This window comes from Aeromicrobium sp. Leaf350, from assembly GCF_916858655.1.
GTDB lineage: Bacteria > Actinomycetota > Actinomycetes > Propionibacteriales > Nocardioidaceae > Aeromicrobium.
Window position 1 is genome coordinate 630,729 of sequence record NZ_CAKASL010000002.1, and the last position, 26,617, is coordinate 657,345.

The 26,617-nt window shown below is 72.2% G+C and carries 32 protein-coding genes; 19 read left to right on the forward strand and 13 right to left on the reverse strand.

All coding sequences use genetic code 11. The annotated features are described in order from the left end of the window. Positions 1-6 precede the first annotated feature (6 nt). Together moaC and LO931_RS12010 are read left to right on the forward strand one after the other, a co-directional pair. Positions 7-486: a cyclic pyranopterin monophosphate synthase MoaC gene (gene moaC / locus LO931_RS12005; RefSeq protein ID WP_229053828.1), complete on the forward strand. Its 480-nt coding sequence runs from the start codon at positions 7-9 to the stop codon at positions 484-486. Next, positions 483-716, forward strand: a complete 234-nt coding sequence (locus tag LO931_RS12010; RefSeq protein ID WP_229053829.1) for a MoaD/ThiS family protein — start codon at positions 483-485, stop codon at positions 714-716. Before moaC ends, LO931_RS12010 begins: the two co-directional genes overlap by 4 nt. On the opposite strand, the gene LO931_RS12015 is transcribed toward LO931_RS12010, so the two are convergent. Genes LO931_RS12015 through LO931_RS12040 form a run of 6 tightly spaced genes read right to left on the reverse strand, consistent with a single transcriptional unit; the run spans position 677 to position 4,837 of the window. After that, complete coding sequence (locus LO931_RS12015) at positions 677-1,129, reverse strand: molybdenum cofactor biosynthesis protein MoaE (RefSeq protein ID WP_229053830.1); 453 nt, start codon at positions 1,127-1,129, stop codon at positions 677-679. The two genes, LO931_RS12010 and LO931_RS12015, sit on opposite strands and share 40 nt — an antisense overlap. A gap of 34 nt (positions 1,130-1,163) precedes the next feature. Next, positions 1,164-1,664, reverse strand: a complete 501-nt coding sequence (locus tag LO931_RS12020; protein ID WP_229053831.1) for a molybdenum cofactor biosynthesis protein B — start codon at positions 1,662-1,664, stop codon at positions 1,164-1,166. After that, complete coding sequence (glp, locus tag LO931_RS12025) at positions 1,661-2,899, reverse strand: gephyrin-like molybdotransferase Glp (protein WP_229053832.1); 1,239 nt, start codon at positions 2,897-2,899, stop codon at positions 1,661-1,663. Before glp ends, LO931_RS12020 begins: the two co-directional genes overlap by 4 nt. A 1-nt stretch (position 2,900) precedes the next feature. Further along, positions 2,901-3,950, reverse strand: coding sequence for a GTP 3',8-cyclase MoaA (gene moaA, locus LO931_RS12030; RefSeq protein WP_229053833.1), 1,050 nt, complete (start codon positions 3,948-3,950; stop codon positions 2,901-2,903). Between the two features lie 55 nt (positions 3,951-4,005). Next, positions 4,006-4,185: a hypothetical protein gene (locus LO931_RS12035; RefSeq protein ID WP_229053834.1), complete on the reverse strand. Its 180-nt coding sequence runs from the start codon at positions 4,183-4,185 to the stop codon at positions 4,006-4,008. Positions 4,186-4,228: 43 nt separating this feature from the next. Further along, positions 4,229-4,837: a M15 family metallopeptidase gene (locus tag LO931_RS12040; protein ID WP_229053835.1), complete on the reverse strand. Its 609-nt coding sequence runs from the start codon at positions 4,835-4,837 to the stop codon at positions 4,229-4,231. A gap of 87 nt (positions 4,838-4,924) precedes the next feature. On the opposite strand from LO931_RS12040, the gene LO931_RS12045 reads away from it, so the two are divergent. The 7 genes from LO931_RS12045 to LO931_RS12075 all read left to right on the forward strand — a co-directional run bounded on the left by LO931_RS12045 (position 4,925) and on the right by LO931_RS12075 (position 11,822). Next, positions 4,925-5,593: a response regulator transcription factor gene (locus LO931_RS12045; protein WP_229053836.1), complete on the forward strand. Its 669-nt coding sequence runs from the start codon at positions 4,925-4,927 to the stop codon at positions 5,591-5,593. After that, positions 5,590-6,657 carry a HAMP domain-containing sensor histidine kinase gene (locus tag LO931_RS12050; protein ID WP_229053837.1) on the forward strand — a complete coding sequence of 356 codons (1,068 nt, stop codon included), beginning with the start codon at positions 5,590-5,592 and terminating at the stop codon, positions 6,655-6,657. The genes LO931_RS12045 and LO931_RS12050 overlap by 4 nt, the downstream gene beginning before the upstream one ends. A 163-nt stretch (positions 6,658-6,820) precedes the next feature. Next, positions 6,821-7,984: a DUF1611 domain-containing protein gene (locus tag LO931_RS12055; protein WP_229053838.1), complete on the forward strand. Its 1,164-nt coding sequence runs from the start codon at positions 6,821-6,823 to the stop codon at positions 7,982-7,984. Beyond that, positions 7,981-9,099, forward strand: coding sequence for an alanine/ornithine racemase family PLP-dependent enzyme (locus LO931_RS12060; RefSeq protein WP_229053839.1), 1,119 nt, complete (start codon positions 7,981-7,983; stop codon positions 9,097-9,099). The genes LO931_RS12055 and LO931_RS12060 overlap by 4 nt, the downstream gene beginning before the upstream one ends. Then, positions 9,096-10,286 (forward strand): dipeptidase, encoded by a 1,191-nt coding sequence (locus LO931_RS12065; protein ID WP_229053840.1) that lies wholly within the window; start codon positions 9,096-9,098, stop codon positions 10,284-10,286. Before LO931_RS12060 ends, LO931_RS12065 begins: the two co-directional genes overlap by 4 nt. 41 nt (positions 10,287-10,327) lie before the next feature. Next, positions 10,328-11,239 carry a bile acid:sodium symporter family protein gene (locus LO931_RS12070; protein WP_229053841.1) on the forward strand — a complete coding sequence of 304 codons (912 nt, stop codon included), beginning with the start codon at positions 10,328-10,330 and terminating at the stop codon, positions 11,237-11,239. A gap of 55 nt (positions 11,240-11,294) precedes the next feature. Next, positions 11,295-11,822: a hypothetical protein gene (locus LO931_RS12075; RefSeq protein WP_229053842.1), complete on the forward strand. Its 528-nt coding sequence runs from the start codon at positions 11,295-11,297 to the stop codon at positions 11,820-11,822. A gap of 4 nt (positions 11,823-11,826) precedes the next feature. On the opposite strand, the gene LO931_RS12080 is transcribed toward LO931_RS12075, so the two are convergent. Next, complete coding sequence (locus LO931_RS12080) at positions 11,827-12,213, reverse strand: DUF1304 domain-containing protein (protein ID WP_229053843.1); 387 nt, start codon at positions 12,211-12,213, stop codon at positions 11,827-11,829. 58 nt (positions 12,214-12,271) lie between these two features. On the opposite strand from LO931_RS12080, the gene LO931_RS12085 reads away from it, so the two are divergent. The 3 genes from LO931_RS12085 (at position 12,272) to LO931_RS12095 (ending at position 14,912) form a co-directional block, all read left to right on the forward strand. After that, the gene (locus LO931_RS12085) at positions 12,272-13,045 is read left to right on the forward strand and encodes an inositol monophosphatase family protein (RefSeq protein WP_229053844.1); all 774 of its coding nucleotides are present in this window, start codon (positions 12,272-12,274) and stop codon (positions 13,043-13,045) included. After that, positions 13,042-13,626 carry a TIGR00730 family Rossman fold protein gene (locus tag LO931_RS12090; protein WP_229053845.1) on the forward strand — a complete coding sequence of 195 codons (585 nt, stop codon included), beginning with the start codon at positions 13,042-13,044 and terminating at the stop codon, positions 13,624-13,626. Before LO931_RS12085 ends, LO931_RS12090 begins: the two co-directional genes overlap by 4 nt. A 113-nt stretch (positions 13,627-13,739) precedes the next feature. Further along, positions 13,740-14,912 carry a glycosyltransferase family 1 protein gene (locus LO931_RS12095; RefSeq protein WP_229053846.1) on the forward strand — a complete coding sequence of 391 codons (1,173 nt, stop codon included), beginning with the start codon at positions 13,740-13,742 and terminating at the stop codon, positions 14,910-14,912. Between the two features lie 300 nt (positions 14,913-15,212). On the opposite strand, the gene rocD is transcribed toward LO931_RS12095, so the two are convergent. The 5 genes from rocD to LO931_RS12120 form a co-directional block, all read right to left on the reverse strand. Then, positions 15,213-16,424 (reverse strand): ornithine--oxo-acid transaminase, encoded by a 1,212-nt coding sequence (gene rocD / locus LO931_RS12100; protein WP_229053847.1) that lies wholly within the window; start codon positions 16,422-16,424, stop codon positions 15,213-15,215. Between the two features lie 9 nt (positions 16,425-16,433). Continuing rightward, the gene (locus tag LO931_RS12105; protein WP_229053848.1) at positions 16,434-17,081 is read right to left on the reverse strand and encodes a DUF1775 domain-containing protein; all 648 of its coding nucleotides are present in this window, start codon (positions 17,079-17,081) and stop codon (positions 16,434-16,436) included. After that, entirely contained in the window at positions 17,078-18,742 is a 1,665-nt protein-coding gene (locus tag LO931_RS12110; protein WP_229053849.1) for a copper resistance protein CopC, read from the reverse strand. Before LO931_RS12110 ends, LO931_RS12105 begins: the two co-directional genes overlap by 4 nt. Further along, positions 18,739-19,446: a YcnI family protein gene (locus LO931_RS12115; RefSeq protein WP_229053850.1), complete on the reverse strand. Its 708-nt coding sequence runs from the start codon at positions 19,444-19,446 to the stop codon at positions 18,739-18,741. The genes LO931_RS12110 and LO931_RS12115 overlap by 4 nt, the downstream gene beginning before the upstream one ends. Positions 19,447-19,557: 111 nt before the next feature. Continuing rightward, positions 19,558-20,070 carry a hypothetical protein gene (locus LO931_RS12120; RefSeq protein WP_229053851.1) on the reverse strand — a complete coding sequence of 171 codons (513 nt, stop codon included), beginning with the start codon at positions 20,068-20,070 and terminating at the stop codon, positions 19,558-19,560. A gap of 61 nt (positions 20,071-20,131) precedes the next feature. Between LO931_RS12120 and LO931_RS12125 the strand changes: the two genes are divergently transcribed. Together LO931_RS12125 and LO931_RS12130 are read left to right on the forward strand one after the other, a co-directional pair. Further along, complete coding sequence (locus LO931_RS12125; RefSeq protein ID WP_229053852.1) at positions 20,132-20,644, forward strand: copper resistance CopC family protein; 513 nt, start codon at positions 20,132-20,134, stop codon at positions 20,642-20,644. Next, positions 20,641-22,635, forward strand: coding sequence for a cytochrome c oxidase assembly protein (locus LO931_RS12130; protein WP_229053853.1), 1,995 nt, complete (start codon positions 20,641-20,643; stop codon positions 22,633-22,635). Before LO931_RS12125 ends, LO931_RS12130 begins: the two co-directional genes overlap by 4 nt. Positions 22,636-22,769: 134 nt before the next feature. Here the strand turns inward: LO931_RS12130 and LO931_RS12135 are convergent, their stop codons facing one another. Next, on the reverse strand, positions 22,770-23,387 hold the full coding sequence (locus LO931_RS12135) for a superoxide dismutase (protein ID WP_229053854.1): 618 nt from the start codon (positions 23,385-23,387) through the stop codon (positions 22,770-22,772). A 167-nt stretch (positions 23,388-23,554) separates the two neighbouring features. Here LO931_RS12135 and LO931_RS12140 point away from each other — a divergent pair, with 167 nt between their 5' ends. Genes LO931_RS12140 through gcvH form a run of 5 tightly spaced genes read left to right on the forward strand, consistent with a single transcriptional unit; the run spans position 23,555 to position 26,549 of the window. Next, complete coding sequence (locus LO931_RS12140; protein WP_229053855.1) at positions 23,555-24,169, forward strand: CDP-alcohol phosphatidyltransferase family protein; 615 nt, start codon at positions 23,555-23,557, stop codon at positions 24,167-24,169. A 5-nt stretch (positions 24,170-24,174) separates the two neighbouring features. Further along, positions 24,175-25,026 carry a DUF881 domain-containing protein gene (locus tag LO931_RS12145; RefSeq protein WP_229053856.1) on the forward strand — a complete coding sequence of 284 codons (852 nt, stop codon included), beginning with the start codon at positions 24,175-24,177 and terminating at the stop codon, positions 25,024-25,026. Next, positions 25,023-25,355: a small basic family protein gene (locus tag LO931_RS12150; RefSeq protein WP_229053857.1), complete on the forward strand. Its 333-nt coding sequence runs from the start codon at positions 25,023-25,025 to the stop codon at positions 25,353-25,355. The genes LO931_RS12145 and LO931_RS12150 overlap by 4 nt, the downstream gene beginning before the upstream one ends. Further along, a complete protein-coding gene (locus LO931_RS12155; RefSeq protein ID WP_229053858.1) occupies positions 25,348-26,121 on the forward strand; it encodes a DUF881 domain-containing protein in 774 nt (257 codons plus the stop codon). The genes LO931_RS12150 and LO931_RS12155 overlap by 8 nt, the downstream gene beginning before the upstream one ends. Positions 26,122-26,174: 53 nt before the next feature. After that, entirely contained in the window at positions 26,175-26,549 is a 375-nt protein-coding gene (gcvH, locus tag LO931_RS12160; protein ID WP_229053859.1) for a glycine cleavage system protein GcvH, read from the forward strand. The last annotated feature ends 68 nt before the right edge of the window (positions 26,550-26,617 follow it).

Consider the following 26,617-nt stretch of genomic DNA (forward strand, 5'->3'; position numbering starts at 1 on the left):
GCAGGCATGGACTTCCCGCACCTGGACGACGCCGGTCGCGCGCGGATGGTCGACGTGACGGCCAAGGTGCCGACCGTGCGTTCGGCCACGGCCAGGGGCACGGTCCGGTGCTCTCCCGACGTCGTGGAGCAGCTGCGGTCGGGCTCGGTGCCGAAGGGAGACGTGCTGGCCGTCGCGCGCATCGCCGGCATCCAGGCCGCGAAGTCGACGCCCACGCTCCTGCCGCTGGCACACGTCATCGGCGTCCATGGCGCGACGGTCGACCTCACCGTGACCGCCGACGGCGTCGAGATCGAGGCCACCGTGCGCACGGCGGACCGCACGGGTGTCGAGATGGAGGCACTGACCTCGGTCTCCGTCGCCGGGCTCGCCGTGATCGACATGGTCAAGGGTCTGGACCGCACGGCGAGCCTGACGGACGTCCGGATCGTCGCGAAGGCCGGCGGACGCTCCGGCGACTGGCGCCGGCCGGGGGAGCCCGCGTGATCGAGGTCAGGTACTTCGCCGCAGCGCGGGAGGCCGCCGGTGTGGCGTCCGAGACGCGGGACGAGCCGACCGTCGGTGCCCTCCGGGCCGCCCTCGTCCGCGACCACCCGGCCCTCGGGCCGATCCTGGGCCACTGCGCGCTGCTCGTCGACGGTGCGCGTCAGCGCGACGACCACCGGCTCGACGAGGCTCAGCTGGCCGACGTGCTGCCGCCGTTCGCCGGCGGCTGAACGTCGCCGATCCCGGTCCACGTGCCGTGGCCGTCGGTGGTGACCTGGCGCTTCCAGATCGGGAGGTCGGTCTTGACCGCCTCGATGACCTCACGGCACACGGTGAACGCCAGGTCGCGGTGTGCGGAGGCGACCGCGACGACGACCGCGAGGTCGCCGACGGACAGGTCCCCGACGCGGTGGGAGACGGCCACGCGGACCGGGTGCGTCCCGGCGACCCGTGCGGCGATGGCCCGCAGCGTCGCACCGGCGTCGGGGTGCGCCTCGTACTCCAGCCGGGCGACGGTGCCGCTGGCCTCGGGGTCGTGGTCGCGCACCTGACCGATGAAGGTCGCCACCGCGCCGGCCCCCGGATCGCCCACGAGTGCGAGGTGGTGGGCGACGTCGAGAGGAGCGTCCGAGACGGACGTCATCAGCACCCCGGTCTGCATCACTGGTCCGCCTGCATCAGTGGTCGCCGCCGTCGAGCTGGGAGACGACGTGGGACGCGACCGACAGCAGGACGGGCATCGCCGACCTCACGGCCGCGGTGGAACCGGGCAGGTTGACCACGAGCGCCGAGGACCCGCCGGGCCCGTCGACCACGCCGGCGAGACCGCGCGAGAGCATGCCACCCGGGGTCTCGAGGGTGGCCAGGCGGCGGATCTCCTCCACGATGCCCGGAACGAGCCGGGTCAGCACCCGTGCCGTGCCCTCCGGCGTCGCGTCACGGGGCCCGACGCCGGTGCCGCCGGTGGTCACGACGAGCCGGGCGCCGGACGCGATCGCGTCGCGGAGCGCGTGCTCGACCTGCTCGGCCCCGTCGGGCACGACGACGGCCGCGGCGCAGTCGAACCCCGCGGCGACGACGGCCTCGACCGCCAGAGGGCCGCTGCGGTCGTCGGCGGTGCCGGCGGACGCGCGGTCGGAGACCGTGATGACCGCGGCTCGAGGGGCGGGCTGCGTCATGTCACCAGCATGACATCGACGACGTCGCCCACGCGGACCTCGGTCGTCGCCGCGGGAACCACGGCATACCCGTCGGCGTGCGCCAGGGACGCGACGAGGTGCGAGCCGGAGTGGCCCGACGACGTGGGTCGCACGCTCCAGGAGGCCGGGTCGGACGTGTCGAGCACGACCGGGACGTACTGGCGCCTCGCCGGCGGGCAGCGCCACCCGCCCGAGACCGTGGCCCGCACCATCCGCCGGACGGTCGAGGGGCGACCCTGCATCGCCAGGAGGGCGGGGCGGACGAACACCTCGAACGACACGGCGGCACTGACGGGGTTGCCCGGCAGCCCGAACAGCAGCGGACCGTCGGGGGACGCACCGAAGCCCTGCGGCTTGCCGGGCTGCATCGCCACGGCGTCGAACTGCATCGCCCCGCTGCCGCCGAGGGCGGACTTCACGGCGTCGTAGGCGCCGGCGCTCACGCCCCCCGTCAGGACCACGACGTCGGCCCCGGCCTCGGTGAGCCGGCGCACGACCTCGAGCACCGCGGCGTCCTCGTCGACGACGGTGCCCACGTGGACCACCTCGGCACCGGCCTCGCGGCTCAGGCCCGCGACCATCGCCCCGTTCGACTCCGGCACCTGGCCGCGCCCCAGGGGCGACCCGTCGGTGACGAGCTCGCTGCCGGTCGCCACGACCGCGACCCGTGGCACCCGGGCGACCTCGGCCCGGGTCACTCCGGCCGCCAGCAGGCCGGAGACCTGGCGGGGCCCGAGCAGGGTGCCGGCCCGCATGACGACGTCGCCGGTCGCGAGGTCCTCGGCCCGGCGGCGCACGAACACGCCCACGGCGCGAGGCGCGGACTCCACGGTGACGTGCCGAGGCACCTCTGCGGTGAGGCCTTCGGCGGTGTGCTCGAACGGCACCACGGTGTCGGCGTCGCTCGGCAGTGCGGAGCCGGTCATGAGCCGGACCGCCTGCCCGGGCAGCAGGGGCGGGTCGAGCTCGGACCCGGCCGGCACGTCGGCGACGACCGCGAGGACGGCTGGTCGCTCCTCGGTCGCCGAGGCGACGTCGGCGAACCGCACGGCGAAGCCGTCCATGGAGGAGTTCTCGAACGCGGGCACGTCATGCACCGCCGCGACGTCCGCGGCCAGCGTGCGACCCGTCGCTTCGCGGACGTCGAGCGTCTCGGCCGGCAGACGCGGGGTCGCGGCCAGGACCCGCGCGAGGTGCTCCTCGACCTCGATCACGTCAGCCGCCGATCGCGTTCATGCCGCGGATCGGCTGGAGGAACGTGGGGGAGTCGATCGCGTGCCCGGCCTTCTTCCCCCGCACCGCCGCGCGCAGCACCGCCTCGATGGCCAGGTCGCCGGACGCCTCGGACGGCGCCGGACCGTCCGCGCGCAGCGCGGGCATCAGGTCGAGCTCCTCGGTGGCGAACAGGCAGCTGCGGAGCTGGCCGTCCGCGGTCATCCGCAACCGGTTGCACGAACCGCAGAACGGGGCCGAGACGGAGGCGATGACCCCGACGGCGTGCGGCCCGCCGTCGAGCCACCACCGCTCGGCCGGCTCCGCCCCGCGACCCGGGACGGGGGTCAGGTCCCACCGCCGGCTCAGGGCCTCGAGGATCTCCTCGCGGGTCAGCATCGAGTCGCGGTCCCAGACGTGCCCGGCATCGAGCGGCATCTGCTCGATGAAGCGCATCTGCGCGCCGACCGACGTGGCCAGCTCGACCAGGTCGACGATCTCGTCGTCGTTGACGCACCGCATCGCGACCGCGTTGAGCTTCAGGGGGCGGCCGGACGCCGCGGCCGCATGGATGCCCTCGAGCACGTCGGCGAGCCGGTCGCGCTTGGTGAGCTCGAGGAAGCGTTCGCGCCGCAGGGTGTCGATGCTGATGTTCACGCGGGACAGACCCGCGGCCCAGAGCTCGTCGAGGCGGGCCGGCAGTCCGATCCCGTTCGTCGTGAGGGTGACCTCGAGCGGCTGCCCACCGGAGCGCAGGGCCGACAACCGCTGCACGACGTCGACCAGGTCGCGGCGCAGCAGGGGTTCACCGCCCGTGAGCCGGATCGACGTGACTCCGAGCCCGGCCGCGACGGCCGCGACGCGCTCGATCTCGTCGGGCGTCATGAGGCTCGACCGGGTCAGCCAGGTGTTGCCCTGCTCCGGCATGCAGTACGTGCAGCGCAGGGAGCATCGGTCGGTCAGCGAGATGCGCAGGTCGGTGTGCACCCGCCCGAAGGAGTCGACGAGCGCAGCACCCCGCGGCGTCGGCGTCGAGTCCTGGAGAGTGGTCACCTGTTCGAGCCTAGTCCGGACCGCGACGCGGGACCGGACGATCAGGCGGGGCTGGTCAGGCGGGGCGCGTCCAGATGAAGTGGAACGAGTGGTTCCGCGGGTCGGCGGTCGTGCTGAAGTGCTGCAACGACCAGCCCTCGTCGGTCCAGAGCTTCATGTGGCGGTCCACGGCCTGGTTGTCGACGCCCTCGTCGAGGGGCAGGATCAAGGTCGAGTGTCGAAGCCGCTGCGCCATGGCAGAACCCTAGTGGTGAGCCCCTGACGTCGCGAGGACCCGGTCACGACGCGTCGGACTGCAGGGGAGGACACGTGCCGCCGGGCTCGGTCAGCAGCTCGTAGTGCCAGACCTCGTTGGCGTACACCTGGCAGAGGCCGTAGTCCGAGCCGTGGCGCAGGACCCAGAACGCCGCGTCCGTCGGTCCGACGTCGACGGCGTCGCCCGTCACGTGCCGGGAACGGTCGGGCGTCTGCACGATCCGACGTGCCTCGCGATCGCCGTAGGACGCGATCGCCTCGTCGAGCAGCTGCTGCTGGTAGGCCGCGCTCCGCCAGGCGCTCGTGATCCGCAGCTCGATGCCGTCCTCCGCCGCGTCGACGGCGGCCCGCTGCACGGCGTCCAGGAGGTCCGGGTCGAGGCGCGAGACCCCCACGACGTCGGTGTCCGTGGGCGAGACGCCCTCGTCGGGGAGGTCGCCGTCGGCGTCGCCCGAGAGCGACCCTGCGTGCGGCAGGACCGAGCCGGTCGCGTCGACGCGGAGGGCGAGCAAGCCGGCTGCGGCCACGGCGAGCACGAGCAGCACGAGCAGCACGAGCAGGCCGAGCGTCGGCCGGCGTCGGCGCACGGTCCGGGCGGGAGCGGGGACGGGGCGTGGTGCGTGGATCGTCATGCGCCCAGCACACGGCAGCGCGTGTTGCCGACGCGTCGCCGAATTTCGATACGCCCACGACAGGTCGCGACTCCTAGCATGGCGGGCATGCGTGTCTTGGTGGTCGAGGACGAGCCGTACCTCGCCGACGCGATCCGCACCGTGCTGCGTCGTGAGTCGATCGCGGCCGACGTCACCGACAACGGCGCGTCCGCCCTGGACCTGCTGGCCGTCAACACCTACGACGCGCTGGTCCTCGACCGCGACGTGCCCCAGGTCCACGGCGACGACGTCGCGCGCGAGGTCGTCGGGTCCGGTGCCGGGACGCGAATCATCATGGTCACGGCGGCCGACCGGCTCGACGACAAGCAGACGGGGTTCGAGCTCGGGGTCGACGACTACCTGACGAAGCCGTTCGAGCTGCGGGAGCTGGTGCTGCGCCTGCGGGCCCTCGCCCGACGACCGGCCGAGGCGACGCCCCCGGTGATGGAGGCGGCTGGCGTGCGCCTCGACCCGTTCCGCCGTGAGGTCTACCGCGACGGGCGCTACGTCGCGGTGACCCGCAAGCAGTTCGCCGTGCTCGAGGTGCTCATGAGCTCGGGCGGCGGCGTCGTCAGTGCCGAGGCCCTGCTCGAGCGCGCCTGGGACGAGAACGCGGACCCGTTCACCAACGCGGTGCGCATCACCATCTCGACCCTGCGCAAGCGCCTGGGCGAGCCCGGCGTGATCCAGACCGTGCCGGGTGTGGGCTACCGCTTCGGGGAGGGCGACGCGTGACGACGCGTCCTCGCGGCCTGAGCCTGCGGATGCGTCTGACCCTGAGCTATGCCGGCTTCCTGCTGGTGGCGGGTGGTGCGCTGCTGGCCGGGCTCGTGCTGCTCGTGCTGCACTACCTCCCGGCCGGCAACCTGCAGACGATCGACGGCGACTACTCGCCCGGCCGCCGGGACCTCGTGGAGGCGACCCTGCCGTGGTTCGCCCGGGGCATGCTCTTCCTGCTCGTCGTCGGCGTCGCGGGCGGCTGGGTGCTCGCCGGCCGGATGCTGCGTCCGCTGGAGCCGATCGATCGTGCCGTGCGCGCGGCTGCCGGCGGGTCCCTGTCGCACCGCATCGACCTGCCGGGGACCGACGACGAGCTCCGCCGGCTCGCCGACGGGTTCGACGAGATGCTCGCCCGGCTCGAGGACTCCTTCGAGGAGCAGCGTCGCTTCACGGCGAACGCGTCCCACGAGCTGCGCACGCCCCTGGCCGTCACGAAGGCGATGCTCGAGGTCGCCCGGGCCGATCCGGAAGGGGTCGACGAGGCGACGCTGGCGCGTCTCGACGAGACGAACGAGCGCTCCATCGCGATCATCGAGGCGCTGCTGGCCCTGGCCCGCATCGACCGGGGCACGCTCGCGAGCCAACCGGTCGACCTCGAGCCGGTCGTCCGGTCAGCCGTGGCCGAGGTGCCGGACGGCATCGCGCTCACGTGTCGCACCGCTCCCAGCACCGTGGCCGGGGATCCCGTCCTGCTGCACCAGCTCGTCGCGAACCTCGTGCGCAACGCGGTGATCCACAACCGCACCACGGCCGGGTTCGTCGACGTCGTGCTGGAGCCGGCGGCCGGTCGGGCACGGCTCACGGTCGAGAACTCCGGACCCGACATCCCGCCCGGCGTCGTCGGCACCTTGACCGAGCCCTTCGTCCGCCTGGCCTCGCGCACGAGCGACGCCGGCCGGGGGAGCGGCCTGGGGCTGGCGATCGTGACCTCGATCTGCCGCGTCCACCATGCCGACCTCGTGCTGACGGCCCGCGCCGGCGGCGGTCTCGTCGTGACCGTCGACGTCCCCACGGCCTGATCGAGCAGCATCTCGGGGCTGCTGGCACTGCTACCCTGAGGGTGTCGGCATCGTGCCGCACTCAGGGAAGACTCTTTCGTCGACCGTCCGGCCAGCTCTGGCCTTTCTCTCGTTTTCTGACGCCTCCTCTGATGGTTCACCATCACCCTCTCGAGGAGACCCCGTGATTTCCCCTGTCCCCAACGCCGACGTCGACGACCTGGTGCGCTCCGCGCTCGACGCCGCGATCTCGCTGCCGGTCGGCTCCACCGCGATCACCTACTGCGAGGGCCAGTTCGGCGAGCAGGACGGGAAGACGGCGAACGGTCTCGTCCGTCACTCCGAGAAGTACGAGATCCTCAGCGTGATCGACAGCCGGCAGGCTGGCGCCGATGCCGGGATGTTCCTCGACGGCACGCGGAACGGCATCCCCGTCCTCGCGAGCCTGGCCGAGGCGATCGCCGACGCCGGCTTCGTGCCGGACTATCTGATCTGCGGCGTGGCCCCGGCCGACGGCCTGCTGTCCGACGCCCAGCGCCTGGTCCTGCTCGACGGCATCACGCGCGGCATGCACGTCATCAACGGTCTCCACGAGTTCCTCAACGACGACGCCGAGTTCGTGGCCGCTGCGCTCCTGGCCGGCGTGACGATCACGGACGTGCGTCGCCCGAAGGACAAGAAGGACCTCCACCTCTTCTCCGGCCGGATCTTCGACGTCACGTGCCCGCGCATCGCGGTGCTCGGCACCGACGGCGCGATCGGCAAGCGCACGACCGCGACCCTCCTGGTGCAGGCGCTCAACGAGGCCGGCATCAAGGCCGTCATGGTCGGCACCGGACAGACCACCCTGATCCAGGGCGGCAAGTACGGGGTGGCGCTCGACGCGCTCGTGCCGCAGTTCTGCTCGGGCGAGGTCGAGCACCAGGTCGTGCGGGCGTTCGAGGGCGAGGACCCCGACGTCATCGTCGTCGAGGGCCAGGGCGCGCTGAGCCACCCGGCGTACCTGACCTCCGGCCACATCCTGCGCGGCAGCCGGCCCCAGGGCGTCATCGTGCAGCACGCGCCGCGGCGCGAGGTCCTGGGCGACTTCCCGATGGTCGCGATGCCCACGGCGGCCAGCGAGGCCAGGCTCATCGAGGCGTTCGCCGACACCACGGTCATCGGCATCACCGTGAACCACGAGCGCATGGCCGACGACGCCGAGATCGGCGAGGCCATCGACACGCTGCAGCGTGAGCTCGGTCTGCCGGCGACCGATCCGCTGACGCGACCGCTCGACCAGCTCGTCGACATGGTGCTGCAGGCGTTCCCGGAGCTCGAGGCGCGCGTCGCCCCGGGCGCGCGGTGACCGCGCCGCGGCTCGACGTCGACCTGGACCTGGTCACCCACAACACCCGCTCGCTCGTCGACCGGCTCGCGCCGCGCGGCATCCGCGTGACGGGCGTCGCGAAGGCGACGCTCGGATCGCGTGACGTCGCCGCGGCGATGGTGCTCGGCGGGGCCAGCGGCATCGGTGACTCCCGCATCGAGAACCTCGCTCGCCTGCGCGCCGCCGGTGCGGCGGCACCCCTGACCCTGATCCGGTCGCCGATGCTGAGCCAGGCCGAGCGGGTCGTGCGCACCGCCGACGTCAGCCTCAACACCGAGGCCGTCGTCCTGGCCGCCCTGTCCACCGCGGCCCTGCACCAGGTCGTGACCCACGACGTCGTGCTGATGGTCGAGCTCGGTGACCTGCGCGAGGGGATCGCCACGGTCGACGTCGTCGACCTGGCGGGGGTCGTGGCGGCGCTGCCCGGGCTGCGCCTCGCCGGCCTCGGCACGAACCTCGCCTGCCGCAGCGGCATCGTCCCCGACCAGGACAAGATGGACCAGTTGTCGGCCCTCGTCGAGCTCGTCGAGGCGCGGGTCGGTCGCCCGCTCACGATCGTCACCGGCGGCAACTCGGCCAACCTGGACTGGGCCCTCGGCACGAACGACGTCGGTCGCATCGACGAGCTCCGCCTGGGGGAGTCGATCCTGCTCGGCACGGAGCCCCTCCACCGCCAGCCGATCGTCGGCCTGCGCACCGATGCCTTCACGCTCGTCGCGGAGGTCATCGAGGTGCAGACGAAGCCGGCCCAGGCGTGGGGTGCGACGGGCCAGAACGCGTTCGGGGACACCCCGCTGCGGGGCGGGCCGGGTCTCGTGCGTCAGGCCATCGCGGCGATCGGCCGGCAGGACGTCGACCCGGACGGGGCGACACCCCCGGACGGCATGACGGTCCTGGCAGCGAGCAGCGACCACCTCGTGCTCGACGTCGGCGACCACGACGTCGCGGTCGGCGACGAGATCAGCTTCCGGCTCGACTACAGCGCGCTCGTGCGCGCCATGACGTCGCCGTTCGTCAGCACCAGCAGGGTCACCAGGCCCGCCATCGACCCTGTCCCCCTCGACCCCGTCCCCCTCACCGGAGGAGCCGCATGACCTCGACCACCCACGCCGAGCGCCTCGCCCGGGCCTCGGCGATCCTGCGACGCCGGCCGATCATCGACGGGCACAACGACCTGCCGTGGGTCGCGCGGGAGGTGGCCGACTACGACCTGGAGACCTTGAACCTCCACGACACGGCCGACCTGACCCACACCGACCTGAGGCGTCTGCGCGCCGGCCACGTCGGTGCCCAGTTCTGGTCGGTGTGGGTGCCGACCGACCTCGCCGACGACGGCGCACTCGTCGCGACGCTGGAGCAGATCGACTTCGTGCACCAGATGATCGCCGCGTACCCGAGCGACTTCGCGCTGGCCGTGTCGGCCGAGGACGTCGAGCGAGCACAGGCCGAGGGGCGCATCGCGTGCCTGATCGGCGCCGAGGGCGGGCACTCCATCGGCAACTCGCTGGGTGCGCTGCGCACGCTGCACATGCTCGGTGTCCGCTACCTGACCCTGACCCACGACCGCAACGTCCCGTGGGCCGACTCCGCGACCGACCTGCCCGTCGCTCACGGGCTGACCCGCTTCGGCCGCGAGATCGTCGCGGAGATGAACCGCATCGGCATGCTGGTCGACCTGTCCCACGTCTCGACCGAGACCATGAACGACGCGCTCGACGTGACCGAGGCGCCCGTGATCTTCAGCCACTCCTGCTGTCGTGCGCTCGTCGACCACCCCCGCAACGTGCCCGACGACGTCCTGCACCGGCTGCGGGACAACGGCGGGCTCTGCATGGTGAGCTTCGTCCCCGAGTTCGTCTCGGCGGAGTACCACGCCTGGTCGGTCCGGCTCGAGGAGCACCTGCGCCACCGCGGCTTCGCGGGCGGCACCCGCGGCTCGCGGGAGGAGTGTCGCCAGGAGTTCATCCGGTCGGACCCGCCGCCCCGCACGACCCTGAGCCAGGTCGCCGACCACCTGGAGCACGCCCGCAGCATCCTCGGCATCGAGGGCGTCGGCATCGGTGGCGACTACGACGGGACGCCCGACTTCCCCGACGACCTCCCTGACGTCTCGGGCTACCCGGCCCTGTTCGCCGAGCTGGTTGGGCGGGGGTGGACCGACGAGGAGTGCGAGATGCTGGCCGGCGGCAACGTCCTGCGGGTCATGTGCGCGGCCTTGCCGGTCGCCGAACGGCTCGGTGCCAGTCGTCGCCCATCGCGCATGAGGCTCGGAGCCGAGTAGCCGTCACGCGATGTGACCTGCGTCTCATCTAGGCTGCCGGGATGAACGACTCGGCACTCATCACGACCGGACTCCCGATCGCGCTGGCCGTCATCATGTTCGGCCTCGGCCTGAGCCTGACGACCGACGACTTCGTCCGGGTCGCGCGCTCGCCCAAGGCGGTCGTGGTGGCGCTCGTGCTGCAGATCCTCGTGCTGCCGTTCGTGGCCTTCGGCCTCGTCACGGCCTTCGACCTCGACCCGCTCCTCGCGGTCGGGGTGATGCTGCTCGCCGCGTCCCCGGGCGGCACGACGGCCAACCTCTTCAGCCACCTGTTCCGCGGCGACGTCGCGCTGAACGTGACGCTGACCGCGGTCAACTCGGTGCTGGCGGCGGTGACGATCCCGCTGATCACGAACGTCGCGATCGGCTACTTCGACGCCGACGGCGAGCTGGGGCTGCAGCTCGGCAAGGTCGTGCAGGTCATCGCGATCGTGCTGGTGCCGGTCGCGATCGGCATGCTGGTGCGGAGTCGCAACCCCGCTGTCGCGGCCCGTGCCGACCGGCCGGTGCGGATCTTCTCGATCGTCGTGCTCGTCGCCGTGTCCGTGGGTGCGATCCTGGGGGAGCGCGAGAACATCGGCGACTACGTCGAGCAGGTGGGCATCGTGGCCGGCCTGTTCTGCCTGATCAGTCTGAGCCTCGGCTACCTCGGTGCGCGTGTGCTCCGGCTCGATCACGCCCAGGCCGTCGCGAGCTCGATGGAGATCGGCATCCACAACACGACGATCGCGCTCACGATCGCGCTGAGCGTGCTCGACAGCACGGAGGTGGCGATCCCCGCCGCGGTCTACTCGATCCTCATGTACGTGCTCGCGACCGCGTTCGGGTTCGCCATCACGGCGGGCCGCCGAGGGTCGGCCGAGGTCAGCGGGGGAGAGGCAGCTCCCGCAGCGGGTCGCCGCCGTCGATGAACAGCAGGTAGCCTCCAGGCACAGTTGATGCACAGACTTGCCTCTCGGAGGATCCATGAACGACGTCCTGTACTTCGTGCTCGCCGCCGTGCTTCTGGCGTTCGTGTGGTTCCTGCCGAAGATCCGGCGCCGCGCACGCGGGTGGGGCAACGAGGTCGGTACACGCGCCAGCGAGGCCTACGCCGACGGAAAGCTGCCCGGCGCCCTGGCAGCGCTCGGCGAGACCCTCGTGCTCGAGACGGACGAGTCGACGGCGGCGCGGGTCGTCGAGACGGCGGTCGCCACCAAGCCGAAGCGGTACCGCGCGCTGGGCGGAGGCGCCTACACGGCGAAGTTCGTGGAGCACGGGGACGTCGAGGTGCGTCTGGTCCCGGCCGGTTCGGGTGCGCAGCTCCAGCTCGAGTCCTTCCGGGACTACATGAAGTTCCCCCAGGGGCGCCGCGAGTGGGACGACCTGCGCGAGCGCGTGACCGCCGCTGCGGCTGCCGAGAACGTCCTGGTGCGCGCCGGTGAGTTGCTCACCTTCGAGCGACGCGAGCAGGTCGAGGAGTCGAACTACCGGTGGCGGCGCGTCAGCGCGTGACGGGTCACAGCGAGCCGAGCACCAGCAGGACGATCGCGACCAGGGGGAGCAGGCCTTGGACCACGGCTGCCCGTGCCTTGTCGGGCGACGACAGCAGCAGGACGAGCGCTGCGCCGACCATCGACCCCGCGCCGACCAGCACGAGGGTCAGCCCGACGGCCTCGTTCCCCGACGCGTGCACGACCGTGCCGACCACGATCTCGATCGTGAGGAACAGGTTGTAGAAGCCCTGGTTGAAGGCGAGGGGCCGGGTGATCTCGGCCTCCTCGGCCGTGCGCACCCCGAACGTGGCCCGGGCGCGGGGGCCCGTCCACACGAGGGACTCGAGCCAGAAGATGTACACGTGGAGCGCGGCGGCGAGCCCCGCGAGGACCAGACCGGCGATGACCATCCGGTCAGGCTAGACCCGACGCGGGTCGGTGCAGGGAGCGACCGGCTAAGGTCTGGCCGTGACCCTGATCGACGACGCCCAGCTCGCCGCCCGACTCGTCACCGAGGCGGCTCGGCTCGCCTCCGAGATGCGGACCACCGGCCTCGAGGTCGCCCGCAAGACGTCGGTCTCCGACGTCGTCACGGATGCCGACCACGCCGCCGAGCGGCTCGTGGTCGAGACCCTGACGCGTGAGCGCCCCGACGACGGACTCCTCGGCGAGGAGGGCACCGAGGCGGCGGGCACGTCCGGGCGACGCTGGGTCATCGACCCGGTCGACGGCACCTACAACTTCGCCTCCGGCTCCGACTACTGGTGCTCCGCGATCGCGCTGACCGATGGCGACGTCGCGGTGCTGGGCGCGGTCGCGCACCACGCGACCGGCACGGTGTGGGTCGGCGGCCCCGACCTCCCGACGACCGCGAACGGGCAGCCGCTCGACGGGCGTCAGGACGCCGAGCTGGCCGGGCTCAGCGTCGCGAGCTACCTGCACCCGAGCGGCATCGGCCACGAGAACGTGCGCGAGCCGTTCCTGCGCGCCGCCTCGGGCGCCGCGACGCTGCGCATGCTCGGGTCCGGCTCGATGGACCTGGTGGGCGTCGCGACCGGGCGCATCGGGGCCTGGTTCCAGCACAGCACGCCCGCGTGGGACTGGCTCCCGGGTGCGGCGATCGTGGCCGGTGCCGGCTGCAGCGCCGTGCAGCGCGAGGTCGGAGGACTGCTCTGGTCGGCCGCCGGACCGCCGACGGCGACGCGCGAGATCGTCGAGCGACTGACGGGGGAGGACCGATGAGCACGCTGGCGTCGGTCGCGGTGTTCTGCGGGTCGCGATTCGGCTCCGACCCGGCGTACGAGCAGGCTGCCGTCGAGGTCGGGCGCACGCTCGCCGAGCGCGGCATCACGCTGGTCTACGGAGGCGGCCGTGTGGGCCTAATGGGTGCCGTCGCGGACGCGGCGATGGCCGCCGGCGGCGAGGTCGTGGGCGTGATCCCGCGCTCCCTCGACGAGCGGGAGGTCGCCCACGCAGGGCTGTCCGAGCTGCACGTCGTCGAGACGATGCACGAGCGCAAGGCGATCATGGCCGACCGTGCCGAGGCGTTCCTCGCGCTGCCCGGCGGCATGGGCACGCTCGAGGAGATCACCGAGCAGTGGACCTGGACCCAGCTCGGCATCCACGCCAAGCGCAGCGCGTTCTACGACGTGGCCGGGTTCTGGCGCCCGCTGGCCACCCTGGTCGACTCGATGGTCGAGGCCGGCTTCCTGACGCCCGCCCACGCCGAGCTGGTGACCTTCGACGACGACCTCGAGAGCCTGCTCGACACCCTGGCGCAGCCCCTGCCGGCTCAGAGCAAGGACTACGACGCCCGTCCGTGAGGCTCCGCCGCTGGGCGGGGCGTGGCGACGGTCACACGTCGGCGCACCCGACGTTCAGCGACACGACACCCCGACGTCGGCATCCCGTCAGAGACCGGGGCGAGCGTGAAGGCATGAGGATTGCCATCGTCGCCGAGTCGTTCCTCCCCCAGACGAACGGGGTCGTCACCTCCGTGCTGCACGTGCTGCAGCACCTCGAACGTCGAGGTGACGACGTGCTCGTGATCGTCCCCGACAGCGGTGCGGGGGACGTGCCGACCGAGGTCCACGGGGCCGAGGTCGTCGCCGTCCCGTCGTGGTCGCTGCCGATGTACCCGGACGTGCGGGTCGCCACGGGTGGCGTGGTCCGCATCCAGCGGCTCCTGCAGGAGTTCCGTCCCGACGTGGTGCACCTCGCGTCGCCGTTCGTGCTCGGCTGGCGGGCGACGCTCGCAGCCCGTGAGCTCGGCGTGCCGACCGTGGCGATCTACCAGACCGACGTGCCGGCGTACGCCGCCGAGTACGGGATGCCGTGGGCGGAGCGCCTCCTGTGGCGTCGGGTCTGCGACATCCATGACCGGGCTGCCCTGACGCTGGCCCCGTCCACGAGCTCGGTCGCCGCGCTGGAGGCCCAGGGGGTGCAGCGCGTGCGCATCTGGCGTCGCGGCGTCGACTCCGCACGGTTCTCGCCCGCGCACCGCGACGAGGCGCTGCGCCGGGAGCTCGCGCCGAACGGCGAGCGTCTGGTCGGCTTCGTCGGGCGCCTGGCTCCCGAGAAGCAGGTCACCGACCTCGCGGCCCTCGCGGGCGTGCCGGGCACGCGCATCGTGGTCGTCGGTGACGGACCTGACCGCGACAAGCTGGCGGCGGCTCTGCCGGGCGCTCACTTCACGGGCATGCTGCACGGCGACGAGCTCGGTCGCCACGTCGCGAGCCTGGACGTCATGGTGCACCCGGGCGAGACCGAGACGTTCTGCCAGGTGATCCAGGAGGGTCTGGCCGCCGGGGTCCCGGTCGTCGCCGTGGCCAAGGGCGGTCCGCTCGACCTGGTCGACCACAGCCGCACGGGCTGGCTCTACGCGCCCGGTGACCTGACGGCCCTCGCGAACCACGTGCGGGACCTGACCGGCGACGAGTCCAAGCGTCGGGCCTTCGGCACCGCAGCGCGCCGGGCCGTGCAGGACCGTCGCTGGTCCTCGATCTGCGGCGAGCTCGTCGGCCACTACGCGGCCGCGATCGATTCCGGCCAGCCGGAGGAGCCCTTCCCGCTCGGCCTCCTCCGCAAGCGCGCCCGCTCCCGCGCCTGACCCGACCGCTCCCGGTGGCGCGTGACAAGCAGGCAGGGACCGGACGCGGTCACCCGATGCTCCGCGGAACCGACTGACGACGAAGATCAAGGGTTTGCGGTTGCTGAGACGACCACAAACCCCCGACCTTGGTCGTCAGCCCATGAAGTTCCGGGGTTTGCGGCAGTGGGGGCGACCGCGAACCCGGGAGCTCGGTCGTCCGTCTGGTGACCGTGCCGCTGATGACCGTGGGCGGGGCGTCCTGACCCTGGTCCGTGCCGCTTGTCGGCTCCAACCGCCACCGGTCCGGTTCTGCCAGCCCTACGCCTGCAGCGCGGCGCCCAGGGCGTCCACCGCGTGGTCGATCTCCTCGCGGGTGATGACGAGCGGCGGGGCGATGCGCAGCGTGCGCTCGTGGGTCTCCTTGCAGAGGACCCCTTGGTCGCGCAGGGCCATCGAGACCTCGCGCCCGGTCTTGGCCGCAGGATCGATGTCGACGCCGGCCCACAGGCCGCGCCCGCGGACCTCGGCGACCCCGTGGCCGACGAGCTCCCCGAGGCGGGAGTGGAGGTGGGCGCCGAGCTCGGTGGACCGCTCCTGGAACTCACCGGTGCGCAGGAGGTCCACGACCGCATGGCCCACGGCGGCCGCCACGGGGTAGCCGCCGAACGTCGAGCCGTGCTGGCCCGGCTTCAGCACGCCCAGCACGTCGCGGCGTCCGACCACGGCCGAGACCGGGATGATGCCGCCGCCGAGCGCCTTGCCGAGCGTGTACAGGTCGGCGCGGACCCCCTCGTGGTCGAGTGCGAACAGCTCGCCCGTGCGGGCCAGGCCCGACTGGATCTCGTCGGCGATCATGAGCACGTCGTTCTCGTCGCACGCGGAGCGGACGTCGGCCCAGAACCCATCCGGCGGCACGACCACGCCGGCCTCGCCCTGGATCGGCTCCATCAGCACGGCCGCCGTGTTCGGCCCGATCGCGTCGCGCACGGCCCGCGCGTCGCCGTAGGGCACCGTGACGAAGCCCGGGGTGAACGGCCCGTAGTTGTCGTGGGCGACCGGGTCGTCGGAGAACGACACGATCGTCGTCGTGCGACCGTGGAAGTTGCCGGAGGCCACGATGATCTCGGCGGAGTCGAACGCGACGCCCTTGACCTCGTAGGCCCACTTGCGGGCGACCTTGATGGCCGACTCGACGGCCTCGGCGCCCGTGTTCATCGTCAGCACCATCTCGGTGCCGGTCAGCTCGGCCAGATCGCGGCAGAACGCACCGAAACGGTCGTTGTGGAAGGCGCGCGAGGTCAGCGTGAGCCGGTCGAGCTGGTCGCGCACCGCCGCGAGCAGGGCCGGGTGGCGGTGGCCGAAGTTGAGCGCGGAGTACCCGGAGAGGAAGTCGAGGTAGCGACGCCCCTCCACGTCGGTGACCCACGCACCTTCGGCCTCGGAGATCACGACGGGCAGCGGGTGGTAGTTGTGCGCCCCCCACGCGTCGTCGAGCTCGATCACGGACTGGGTCGTCAGATGCTCGGCCATGGCCCCACGCTAACGGCCCCTGCCAGATCTGGCACCGGGCCCCGGCGCGGACCGGCGCAGGGCCAGGTGTGACGCCGCGAATGCGATCAGTGCTGCCGCGGCGATGCCGACCGCGACCTGCGTCAGGCTCGCACCCTCGTCGGGCAGGTCGGACGCCGGCGCCGCGGCGGGTGCGGTCTGGGTGACCTCTGCGAGAACGGCCTCCGTCGCGATCAGGCGCGGCGCCGGTCGTTCCTCGGACTCCGTGGCGTCGGCCCAGTCGTACCCTCCGCCGTCAGCGCAGGTCTGCCGGGTCGGGAACAGCAGGGTCTCGCCCACGGAACCCGTGAGACGCGCGACCACGCTGAAGCGAGGGTTCTCGCCGTTGCCGATACCCGGACCCGTGAACACGATCCGCGACCCCTCAGCGGTCGCGCTCCACCCCGCGGGGCCGGTGCCGGAGACGAGCTCGGAGCCATCCGGGACCTCCACGGCGAGCTCGACGGTGGGTGAGGCGTCGCAGCTGTGGTCGAAGGTGATCGCGAGCTCCACCGACCCGTCGCCCAGGGGAACGGCGCGTTCCAGCAGGACGTGGGCCGACGCGGGACCTGCCGTCCAGCCCAGCAGGATCCCGAGCACGACGGCGAGGACGGATCCTCGAGCGAGAACGCTCCTCATTCAGCCACCTCCACGTCGACGGAGTCGGACGGGCGCTCGTAGGTCGACGTGCGCACGCCGACCTCGATCCGCCACGTTCCGGGGATGGGCAGGTCGATGCTGCCCTCGTACGCGCCGGGCGACACCTCGACGAGCTCGTGCCGGAAGGGTCCGAGCTCGAACTCCTCGATGCCGACGGACAGCTGGACCGGCTCGACCGCCGACACCGGCGCACCGTCGGCACCGGTCACGGTCAGCTGCGCCGCATTGGTGCCCACCCGTCCCGGCGTCAGGACCAGCGTGGCAGTGGTGCCGTCGCCCAGGTCGAGCTCGAGTGCCTCGGGCTCCTCCGCTGCCGGGGCCGTGGCCGCCGCGGCCTCGGAGCTGCGAGGCACCTGCGTCACCATGCCGGCGGTCACGGCGACGACCAGGCCGATCACCACGAGCTCGGCGCCGACCGTGCGGCGCAGCACGCTGAGGTCGACCGTGCGGCGCCCGCGCAGGTGTCGCAGGTTGAAGGCCGCGACGACCAGGATGATCGCGACCAGCGTGACCTTCACGACGAGGTGCACCCCGTACGACGAGTCGGGCAGGTCGGTCACGGTGGCCGGGATGCGCCACCACAGCACGGCGCCCGAGATCGTGAGGACGACGACCGACCAGAGCGCGACGGCGGAGAATCGCCGGACCGCCTGCTGCACGACGTCGGCTCGGACCTGGGATCCGAGCGTGAACAGGACCACCAGGCCTGCGAGACCACCGGCCCAGGTCGCGGCGACCGCCACGTGGGCGACGTCGGCCGTCAGCACCACGGGGACGGGACCGAACGTCCGGGTGTGTCCGACGATCGCGAGCGAGGAGGTGGCCACCGTGGCCGCGGCGACCGCCAGGGCCGGGGCCGAGCGGGCCGCCGCCAGACCGGCGACGACGAGTGCGAGGAAGATGACCCCGGCCGCCGCGAAGCTGTCGTCCTGCCAGGTCCGGGGGTCGGCCAGCACCGTGCCGAGCTCGCTGAGCGGCGACCCGGCCTGCCACAGCGCGGTGAGGGGAACCAGCTGCAGCGCCGCGACGACCGCGACGACCCCCGCGACGACGGCGGTGCGGACGAGGCGGCGGGCGGCGGCCGGTGAGGTGCGGGTGCGGGGCGCGACGAGCAGGGCGAACGGCACGAGCCCGGCCGCCAGCAGCACGCCGCCGTAGCGCAGCGCCTCGGCCGACTTGCGGAGCAGGTCGACGTCGCGCGGGGTCTCGGCCGTCGGCACGTCCACGGAAGTCGCCGACGGGGCGCCGACGGAGAAGCTGAAGCCACCGGCGATCGGGTGGCTGTCGGCGGAGATGACCCGCCAGCCCACGACGTAGGTGCCGTCGGCCAGGGGCGCGGACGGCGTGATCGTGACGACCTCGTCCGCGCCGGAGACCTCGGCCTCGACGGGGGAGCCGTCGCCGGCCAGGAGCTCGATGCCGTCGGTGAGGCGCACGTTCTCGGTGAACGTCAGCGCGATCTCGGCCGGCGACTCGGCCAGGACCTCACCGTCGTCGGGAGAGGTCGAGACCAGGGAGGCGTGCGCCGCGGCGGGCGACGCGAGCAGGACCTGCGCGGCGAGGACGGGAGCGAGCAGGAGCAGCCCGACGGGCACGGCCATGAGCCGTGCCCGTCGGATCGTCGTGGCGAGGACGGTCACGCCTTCGTGCCGCTCCTGACGAACGCCGCTCCGCCGAGCAGCAGGCCCAGCGCGCCGAGCGCCAGCGCGACCCACGTGACCGTGCTGGTCCCGGAGTCGTCGTCGGTCGAGACCGCGGCGGTGCTGGAGCCGGTCGCCTCGTCGGAGCCGTGACCCGTGCCGGAGTCGGCGGCCGTCAGCGCGAACGCCGGGGCCGGGGCGTCGGGCTCGGGCTCGCCCTCGACCGTCTCGTCGATCCAGGCCGTCTCGCCCGTCTCGCACGTCTGGATGGTCGGGAACTCCAGCTGGTCGCCGGCCTCGCCGTCGGGGAGCTTGAGCTGCAGCTCGAAGGCGTCCCGGTAGCCGTCCGGCAGCGGCGTGGTGGCCGTGTAGACGACCTCCGCGACGCGCTCGGTGTACTCACCGCCGTGCCCGTCGTCGATCGGCTCGTCGAGGGTCTCCATGACCTTCTCGATCGAGTAGTCGGCGTGGCGGGTCGGCGTGACGGCGTAGATCCCGTCCGGGATCGAGATGCTGATCCGCGTCGTGGGGGAGCCGTCGCAGCCGTGGCCGTTGCTGAACGTCAGCACGGAGTACGCCCCGGAGCTGGTCGTGGACGGGGTGACGGTCACGTGGGCCGACGCGGCGCCGGCCGTCAGGAATGTGGCACCGAGTCCGAGAGCGCCGCCGAGGGCGAGCCGGGCAGGGAGAGCTGAGGTCTTCATGGGTGGTCCTTCACAGAATTGGTGGGTCGTGACGTCGCCGACCCGCGCTCCACGGCGTGGAGCGGGCGCGCAGCGACGACGGTCCTGCCGATGGCGGCGGGACCGGGAGCGTCAGACGACCGGAAGGGGAGGACCACGACGGCAGACGGCGCCGTCGAGCAGGGGGGAGAGGTCACGCGGCACGACGATCGCGACGGGCAGGGACCTCACCGTCACGGGGAGCGTCGGCACGGTGCCGAGCCGCCTCGGCCGCAGCCAGGCGTGGAGACGCCACAGCAGCCGCTCGCCCCGCGCCAGGAGCAGGGCGGTCACGGCGACGCCCACGAGGTGGGCACCGACCATCGAGAGGTCGTGCCAGACAGCCTGGCCGTGGAGGTAGTGCGAGAGCGCGTGGACACCGACCTGTGCGCCGGAGAGAAGGCCGACGAGGGTGGCCGGTCCGAGTCGGCGGCCGCCCAGGACGGCGGCGACCAGGGTGACGGCGACCGTCGCGGGCACGACCGCGAGCCAGGAGGTGTGGGTGCCGCCGCCCACCACGTGCGAGGTGACGGCGACCGCGGAGACGGTGAGACCGGTCAGCCCGGCACGCAGCGCGCGCAGGCCTCCTCGTCCCGGGTCCCACATGCGCCGGACACTAACACTGGCCCCGGACGGCTCGGACGCGACAGGTACTGTCGTCAGCGCCATGATCCCCGTCCGTCGCCGGCTCCTGCCCGCACTCCCAGCCCTCGTCGCCGTGGTCGCGGTCCTCGTGATGGCCGGCTCCACGTCGGCCTCGGCCCACGCCGGCCTCGTGTCGACGAACCCGGGTGAGCGGTCCTCGGTCGAGGCGATGCCGTCTGCGGTGCGGTTGACGTTCAACGAGACCATGAACCGTCCCTCGTACGTCGTGGTGAAGGCCCCCGACGGCGCGATCGTGGCCGAGGGAGAGGCGACGGTCGACGGCGCCGACCTGGTGCAGACCGTCGACGACCCGGGCCTCGCGGGCACGTACCGCGTCGACTACCGGGCCATCTCCGCCGACGGCCACCCGGTCGAGGGTGCCTTCGAGTTCGACGTGACGAGCGGAGCCGAGGTCGAGTCGAGCCCGGTCGAGAAGGTCACCTCCTCGACGTGGACGTGGGTCGGGCTGGTCGCGCTGCCGTGGTTGGCGCTGGTCGGACTGCTGCTCATGCGCCGCCGCAAGGTCGACGCATGACCGCCACGGAGGTCGAGAAGCCCCAGGACCAGAAGCGAGGACCCTCGACCGGGCCCGGGCTCGCCGTCGCGGTCGGCGCCACGACCGCCTTCACCGCGCTCGTCGTCGCGATGGTGCTCGGCGGCTCCGCGCCCGAGCCCGCCGCGGTGGGCCTGCCGGACCCAGGACCGCTCGTCGGCTGGCTGGTCCCGGGCGCCTCGCTGGTGGCGGACGTCGCCGGCATCGCCGTGGTCGGGTTCCTCGTCGCGGCTTCGGTGCTGCTGCCCTCGTCCAAGGACGACGCCCAAGGTCTCGCCGTCGACGCCGTCCGGGTGGCGCGTCGAGCCGCGTGGGTCTGGGTCGTCTCGACCGTCGTCCTGTACTTCGCCACGGCCGCCGACCTGTTCGCCGTGCCGCTCACCGATCTCGACCGCAACGTGCTCACGGCGGTCACGCGCGACAGCGAGATCGGGCGCAGCATCGTCCTGCAGGCCGCCGGGGCGCTGGTCCTCGCCGTCGTGCTGCGGTGGACGATCGGGGTCCGTGCCCTGGCCGGATGGAGCGCCTTCGGGCTCGTCGTGATGCTGCCGGCCGCGCTGACGGGACACGCCGCGTCCGGCGGGTCGCACTCGCTGGCCTCCGTCAGCCTCTACCTGCACGTCGCGGGCGTGGCCGTCTGGGTCGGTGGACTCGTGGCCCTCGGCTGGATCGCGCGCCGTGGCAGCCGGCGGCTCGAGGCCGCGGTCGCGCGGTACTCGACCCTGGCCCTGTGGTGCTTCGTCGTCGTCGGCGTCTCCGGCGTCCTGAACGCCTCCGTCCGCGCGACGTCGATCGACGAGCTCGTCGGCTCGGCCTACGGGCGCGTCGTGATGGTCAAGGCCCTGGCCTTCGTCGTGCTGGGTGCGTTCGGCTGGTGGCAACGTCGCCGGATCGTCGCCGCCGGATCCGGTTTCGCGCGCCTCGCCGGCACCGAGCTGCTCGTGATGCTCGGCACGATCGGCATCGCCGTGGCGCTCTCGCGCACGCCTCCGCCGGCCGGCGAGGTCCTCCTGACGCCGGCCGAGGACCTGCTGGGTGGTCCCATGCCCGCTGCGCCGACGCTGGAGCGGATGCTGACGAGCTTCTACCCGAGCGGCATCGGCATGGCGGTGGTCGGGCTCGGCACGGCCCTCTACGTCGCGGGCATCCTCGTGCTGCGCCGCCGCGGGGACAGCTGGCCGGTCGGACGCACGATCGCCTGGGTCCTCGGCATGGTCGTCGTCTCGTGGGCCACGATGGGCGGCCTCGGCACGTACTCGCACGTGATGTTCAGCGCCCACATGGTCAGCCACATGCTGCTCTCGATGGTGGCACCGATCTTCCTGGTGCTCGGTGCTCCCGTGACCCTCGCGCTGCGCGCCCTGCCCGGTCCGCGCCAGCCCGGAGAGGTGTCTCCGCGCGGGATGCTGACCGCGGCCCTGCACTCGCGGGTGGCCACGTTCCTGACGCACCCGATCGTGGGGCCGGTCCTGTTCATCGGCAGCCTCTACGCCCTGTACTTCACGCCGCTGTTCGACACCCTGATGCGGAGCATCCTCGGCCACGTCGGCATGGAGCTGCACTTCCTCGCGGTGGGCACGCTCTTCTACTACGTCATCATCGGCGTCGACCCGTCGCCGCGCCGGCTCGTCCCGCTCGCGCGCTTCGGCCTGCTGCTCGTGACGCTGCCGTTCCACGCGTTCTTCTCGATCGTGATCATGTCGGCCAGCGTGCCGACGGGCGAGTCGTACTGGCTCGCGCTCGACCGCCCGTTCCGCACCGACCTCCTCGAGGACCAGTACCTCGGCGGCAGCATCTCGTGGGCCCTCGGCGAGGTGCCGCTGCTCATCGTGATGCTCGCGCTGCTCGTGCAGTGGTTCCGCTCCGACCTGCGCGAGCAGAAGCGCGTCGACCGCGCGGCCGACCGCGACGACGACGCCGAGCTCAAGGCCTACAACGAACGCTTCAAGGCCCTCGCCGACCGCGACCGGTAGCGAGAGGCCTCCCTCAAGATGTGTCGACTTTGGCCCCACTTCTCGCGGTGGCATGGGGCCGAAGTCGACACATCTCGGCGGGACCGCAGAACGGCCCGCACCTCTCGGTGCGGGCCGTTCGGGTGCTGGTCGGATCAGAAGATGATCTGACCGCCGCTGGTGGCAGCGGTGAAGCGCTCCTGGGCGTCGGCCCAGTTGACGATGTTCCAGAACGCCTTGACGTAGTCGCCCTTGACGTTGAGGTAGTCGAGGTAGAACGCGTGCTCCCACATGTCGAGCTGCGTGATGGGGATCAGCGTGGCCGGGATGTTGGCCTGCTGGTCGTACAGCTGCACGACGAGGAGCTTCTGACCGAGGCTGTCCCACGCGAGGATCGCCCAGCCGGAGCCCTGGATCGTCAGCGCGGTCTGCTCGAAGTGCGCCCGGAACTTGTCGAACGAGCCGAAGTTCTCGTCGAGCGCGGCGGCCAGGTCGCCCGTGGGCTTGTCGCCGCCCTCGGGGGAGAGGTTCTTCCAGAAGATCGAGTGGTTGATGTGGCCACCGAGGTTGAACGCCAGGTTCTTCTCGATGCCGGCGATCGCGCCGAAGTTCTCCGAGTCGCGCGCCTCCTCGAGCTTCTCGAGGGCCGTGTTCAGGCCCGCCACGTAGTTGGCGTGGTGCTTGGAGTGGTGCAGCTCCATGATCTTGCCGGAGATGTGCGGGTCCAGGGCACCGTAGTCGTATGACAGATCGGGCAAGCTGTAGTCAGCCACGCGTCCTCCTCAGGGAAGGCCGGCAGGCCCCCCGGTAGTTCAGTTTGGGTGTGCAGATGTCGTGCTCTTCCATCTTGGCACTCGCCGCGAACCACGCAGCACGAGCCCCGTCGTGTCTCTCGATGTGGAACACCGATCCGACGGGCCCATGGCCTAGGGTTGCGGTGATGAACACCGAGGATCGCGTGCTGACGGTGCCGAACGCACTCAGCTTCGTCCGGCTGCTGCTGGTTCCCGTGTTCCTGTGGCTCGTCCTCGGACCCGAGTGGGACGAGCTCGCGCTGCTCGTGCTGATCGTCTCCGGCGTGACCGACTACCTCGACGGCAAGCTCGCGCGCACGCTCGGCCAGACCTCGAAGATCGGGGCGATCCTCGATCCCGTGGCCGACCGCCTCTACATCCTCGCGGTCGTCGTGGGTCTGGGCCTGCGCGAGATCATCCCGTGGTGGCTCGTCGTCGCGATCCCGCTGCGCGACGTCTTCCTGTTCAGCCTCATCCCGTTCCTGCGTACCCGCGGGTACAGCTCGCTGCCGGTGCACTTCCTCGGCAAGGCGGCGACGGCGGGTCTGCTCTACGCGTTCCCGCTGCTGCTGCTCGGCGACGGCGCCGGCACGGTCGCCGACCTGGCCAACGTGTTCGGCTGGGCCTTCGCGATCTGGGGCGTCGGGCTCTACTGGTGGGGCGGTGTGCTCTACGCGTTCCAGGTGCGCCGCCTCATGACGGCCACGGAGCGGCTCGAGCCCGACGAGCGGCCGACCCGCCGCGAGCGCCCCCGCGGCTGATCGAGATGCCGTCCACCACGCCCGACACCACCGCGACGGAGCCGGCCCCGACGGACCAGGCCCGGCGCGAGCGCACGCCCTACAGCCGCGAGGCCACGGGCCTGCTCGACCAGATCGCCGAGCGGGCCCTCGACGACGACTACTACGTCGTCCGCCCGGGGCGGTACTCGCGCTCGCGGGGCATCAACACGGCGGCCACGGCGCTCGTGCTCGCCCTGTTCATGCTCATGGTCACGATCACCGCGGTGCAGTACGCGCAGGACCGGCCCTCGCGCAGCGAGACGCGCGACGCGCTGCTGTCCGACATCGAGCAGGGCCAGAGCCTGCAGGTCGACCTCCTCGCCCAGGTCGCCTCCCTGGAGTCCGAGGTCGACGCCCTGCGCGGCGTCCAGGAGAAGACGCCGGAAGAGCTCGGCAACGAGCTCGCGGCGGGGGCCTCGGGCGTCACGGGAGACGGCGTCCGGATCACGATCGACCCGGCCTCGGGCGTCGCGATCGGTGACGGCGAGCTGCGGGCCCTGGTCAACGAGCTCTGGATCGGTGGAGCGGAGGCGATCGCGGTCAACGGACAGCGCTGGGGCGCCCTGACCTCGCTCCGCGCAGCCGGCGGCGCCATCACGATCAACTTCACCTCGATCGGGGCCCCGTACGTGCTGGAGGTCGTCGGGGACCGCGACACGATCCGTGAGCGGCTCGACGCGAGCGGCGAGGACGGATACTGGGAGCGGCGCCAGAGCCAGGACGAGTTGACGTACGACGTCAGCGATGCCGACGATCAGGTGCTGCCCGCAGCCCCCGACCACCGCACGACCATCACCCGCGCCACCCCGGTGCCGGCCGAGGAAGGAGCCTCATGATCCCCGTCCTCGGTCTCGTCGTCGGTGTCGCCGTGGGGCTCGTGCTCCAGCCGGAGGTCCCGGTCGCGCTCCAGCCCTACCTGCCGATCGCCATCGTCGCCGCGCTCGACGCGGTGGTGGGCGCCCTGCGGGCCGTGGGGGAGAAGCGGTTCGACGACCGGGTCTTCGTGGTGTCCTTCGTCTCCAACGTCGTGATCGCCGCGTTCATCGTCTTCCTCGGCGACCAGCTGGGCGTCGGCTCGCAGCTCTCGACCGGCGTCCTGGTCGTGCTCGGCATCCGCATCTTCGCCAACGCCGCCGCCATCCGCCGCAGGGTCTTCCATGCCTGAGCGCCCGGATCCGGCGAGCGAGCCGGACGACGAGGTGGTCGACGCGGACGAGGTCGACGCGGACGCCGACGAGACGCCGGCGGTCCGGCGGCCGTCGCGCCAGATCCTGTCGGCCGTGCTGCTCGCCCTGCTGGCCTTCACGGTGACGGTGCAGCTCGGCCAGGACGAGGCCGACAGCTACCAGAACCTCCGCAGCGTCGAGCTCGTCGAGCTCCTGAAGACCCTCGACGCCACCAACGGGCGCCTGACCGAGCAGATCGAGGACCTGACCGCGACGCGCGACGACCTGCGCTCGTCCACGAACGCCACCGAGACCGCTCAGAAGGAGGCGCAGCGTCGTCTGGACGACCTGTCGATCCTCGCGGGCACCGTCGGCGCGACCGGGCCGGGCGTCCGGCTCACCATCACCGACCCGACCGGCACGATCGGCGCCTCGCTGCTGCTCGACGCCGTGCAGGAGCTGCGCGACGCCGGCGCGGAGGCCATCGTCATCAACGGCCACGCCCGCGTGGTGGCCCAGACGTGGTTCGCCGACGGCGACGAGAGCGGCCAGGTCCTGGTGTCCGGCAAGCAGGTCGAGGCCCCCTACGTGATCGAGGCGATCGGCGACCCGGCCACCCTCGCCCCGGCCATCGACTTCCGAGGCGGGATCTCCGACCGCGTCGAGTCGAGAGGTGGCACACTCTCCGTCGAGCGACTCGACGTCGTCACCATCACGGCGCTGGCTGAGGCCGTGTCGCCCGAGTACGCTCGCAACGATTCCTGACCGGCACCAGCCCAGTCACCTGCCCCGCTTTCGGACTGCTTGAAGGAGCGCCCGTGATTCCCGAGGACCTGCACTACAGCGAAGAGCACGAGTGGGTGCGCGTCGACGGCGACGTCGTCACGATCGGCATCACCGACTTCGCCCAGGACCAGCTCGGCGACATCGTCTACGTCGAGCTGCCGCAGGTGGGCGACTCCGTGGAGGCCGGCTCGACGGTCGGCGAGCTCGAGTCGACCAAGTCGGTCAGCGACATCTTCAGCCCCGTCTCGGGCGAGATCGTGGCCCGCAACGACGCGCTCGACGGCGGTGAGGAGGTCATCAACTCCGATCCGTACGGCGAGGGCTGGCTGTTCCGGGTCCGGGTCGCCGACGACGCCACGGAAGGTCTGCTGACTCCCGAGGAGTACGCCGGACTCACCTCGGCGTGACGCCCGTGAGTGTTAGGTTGACTCTCGAACGGCACGCGCGCTGCGCGTGCACCTCGCTGCAGGAAGGG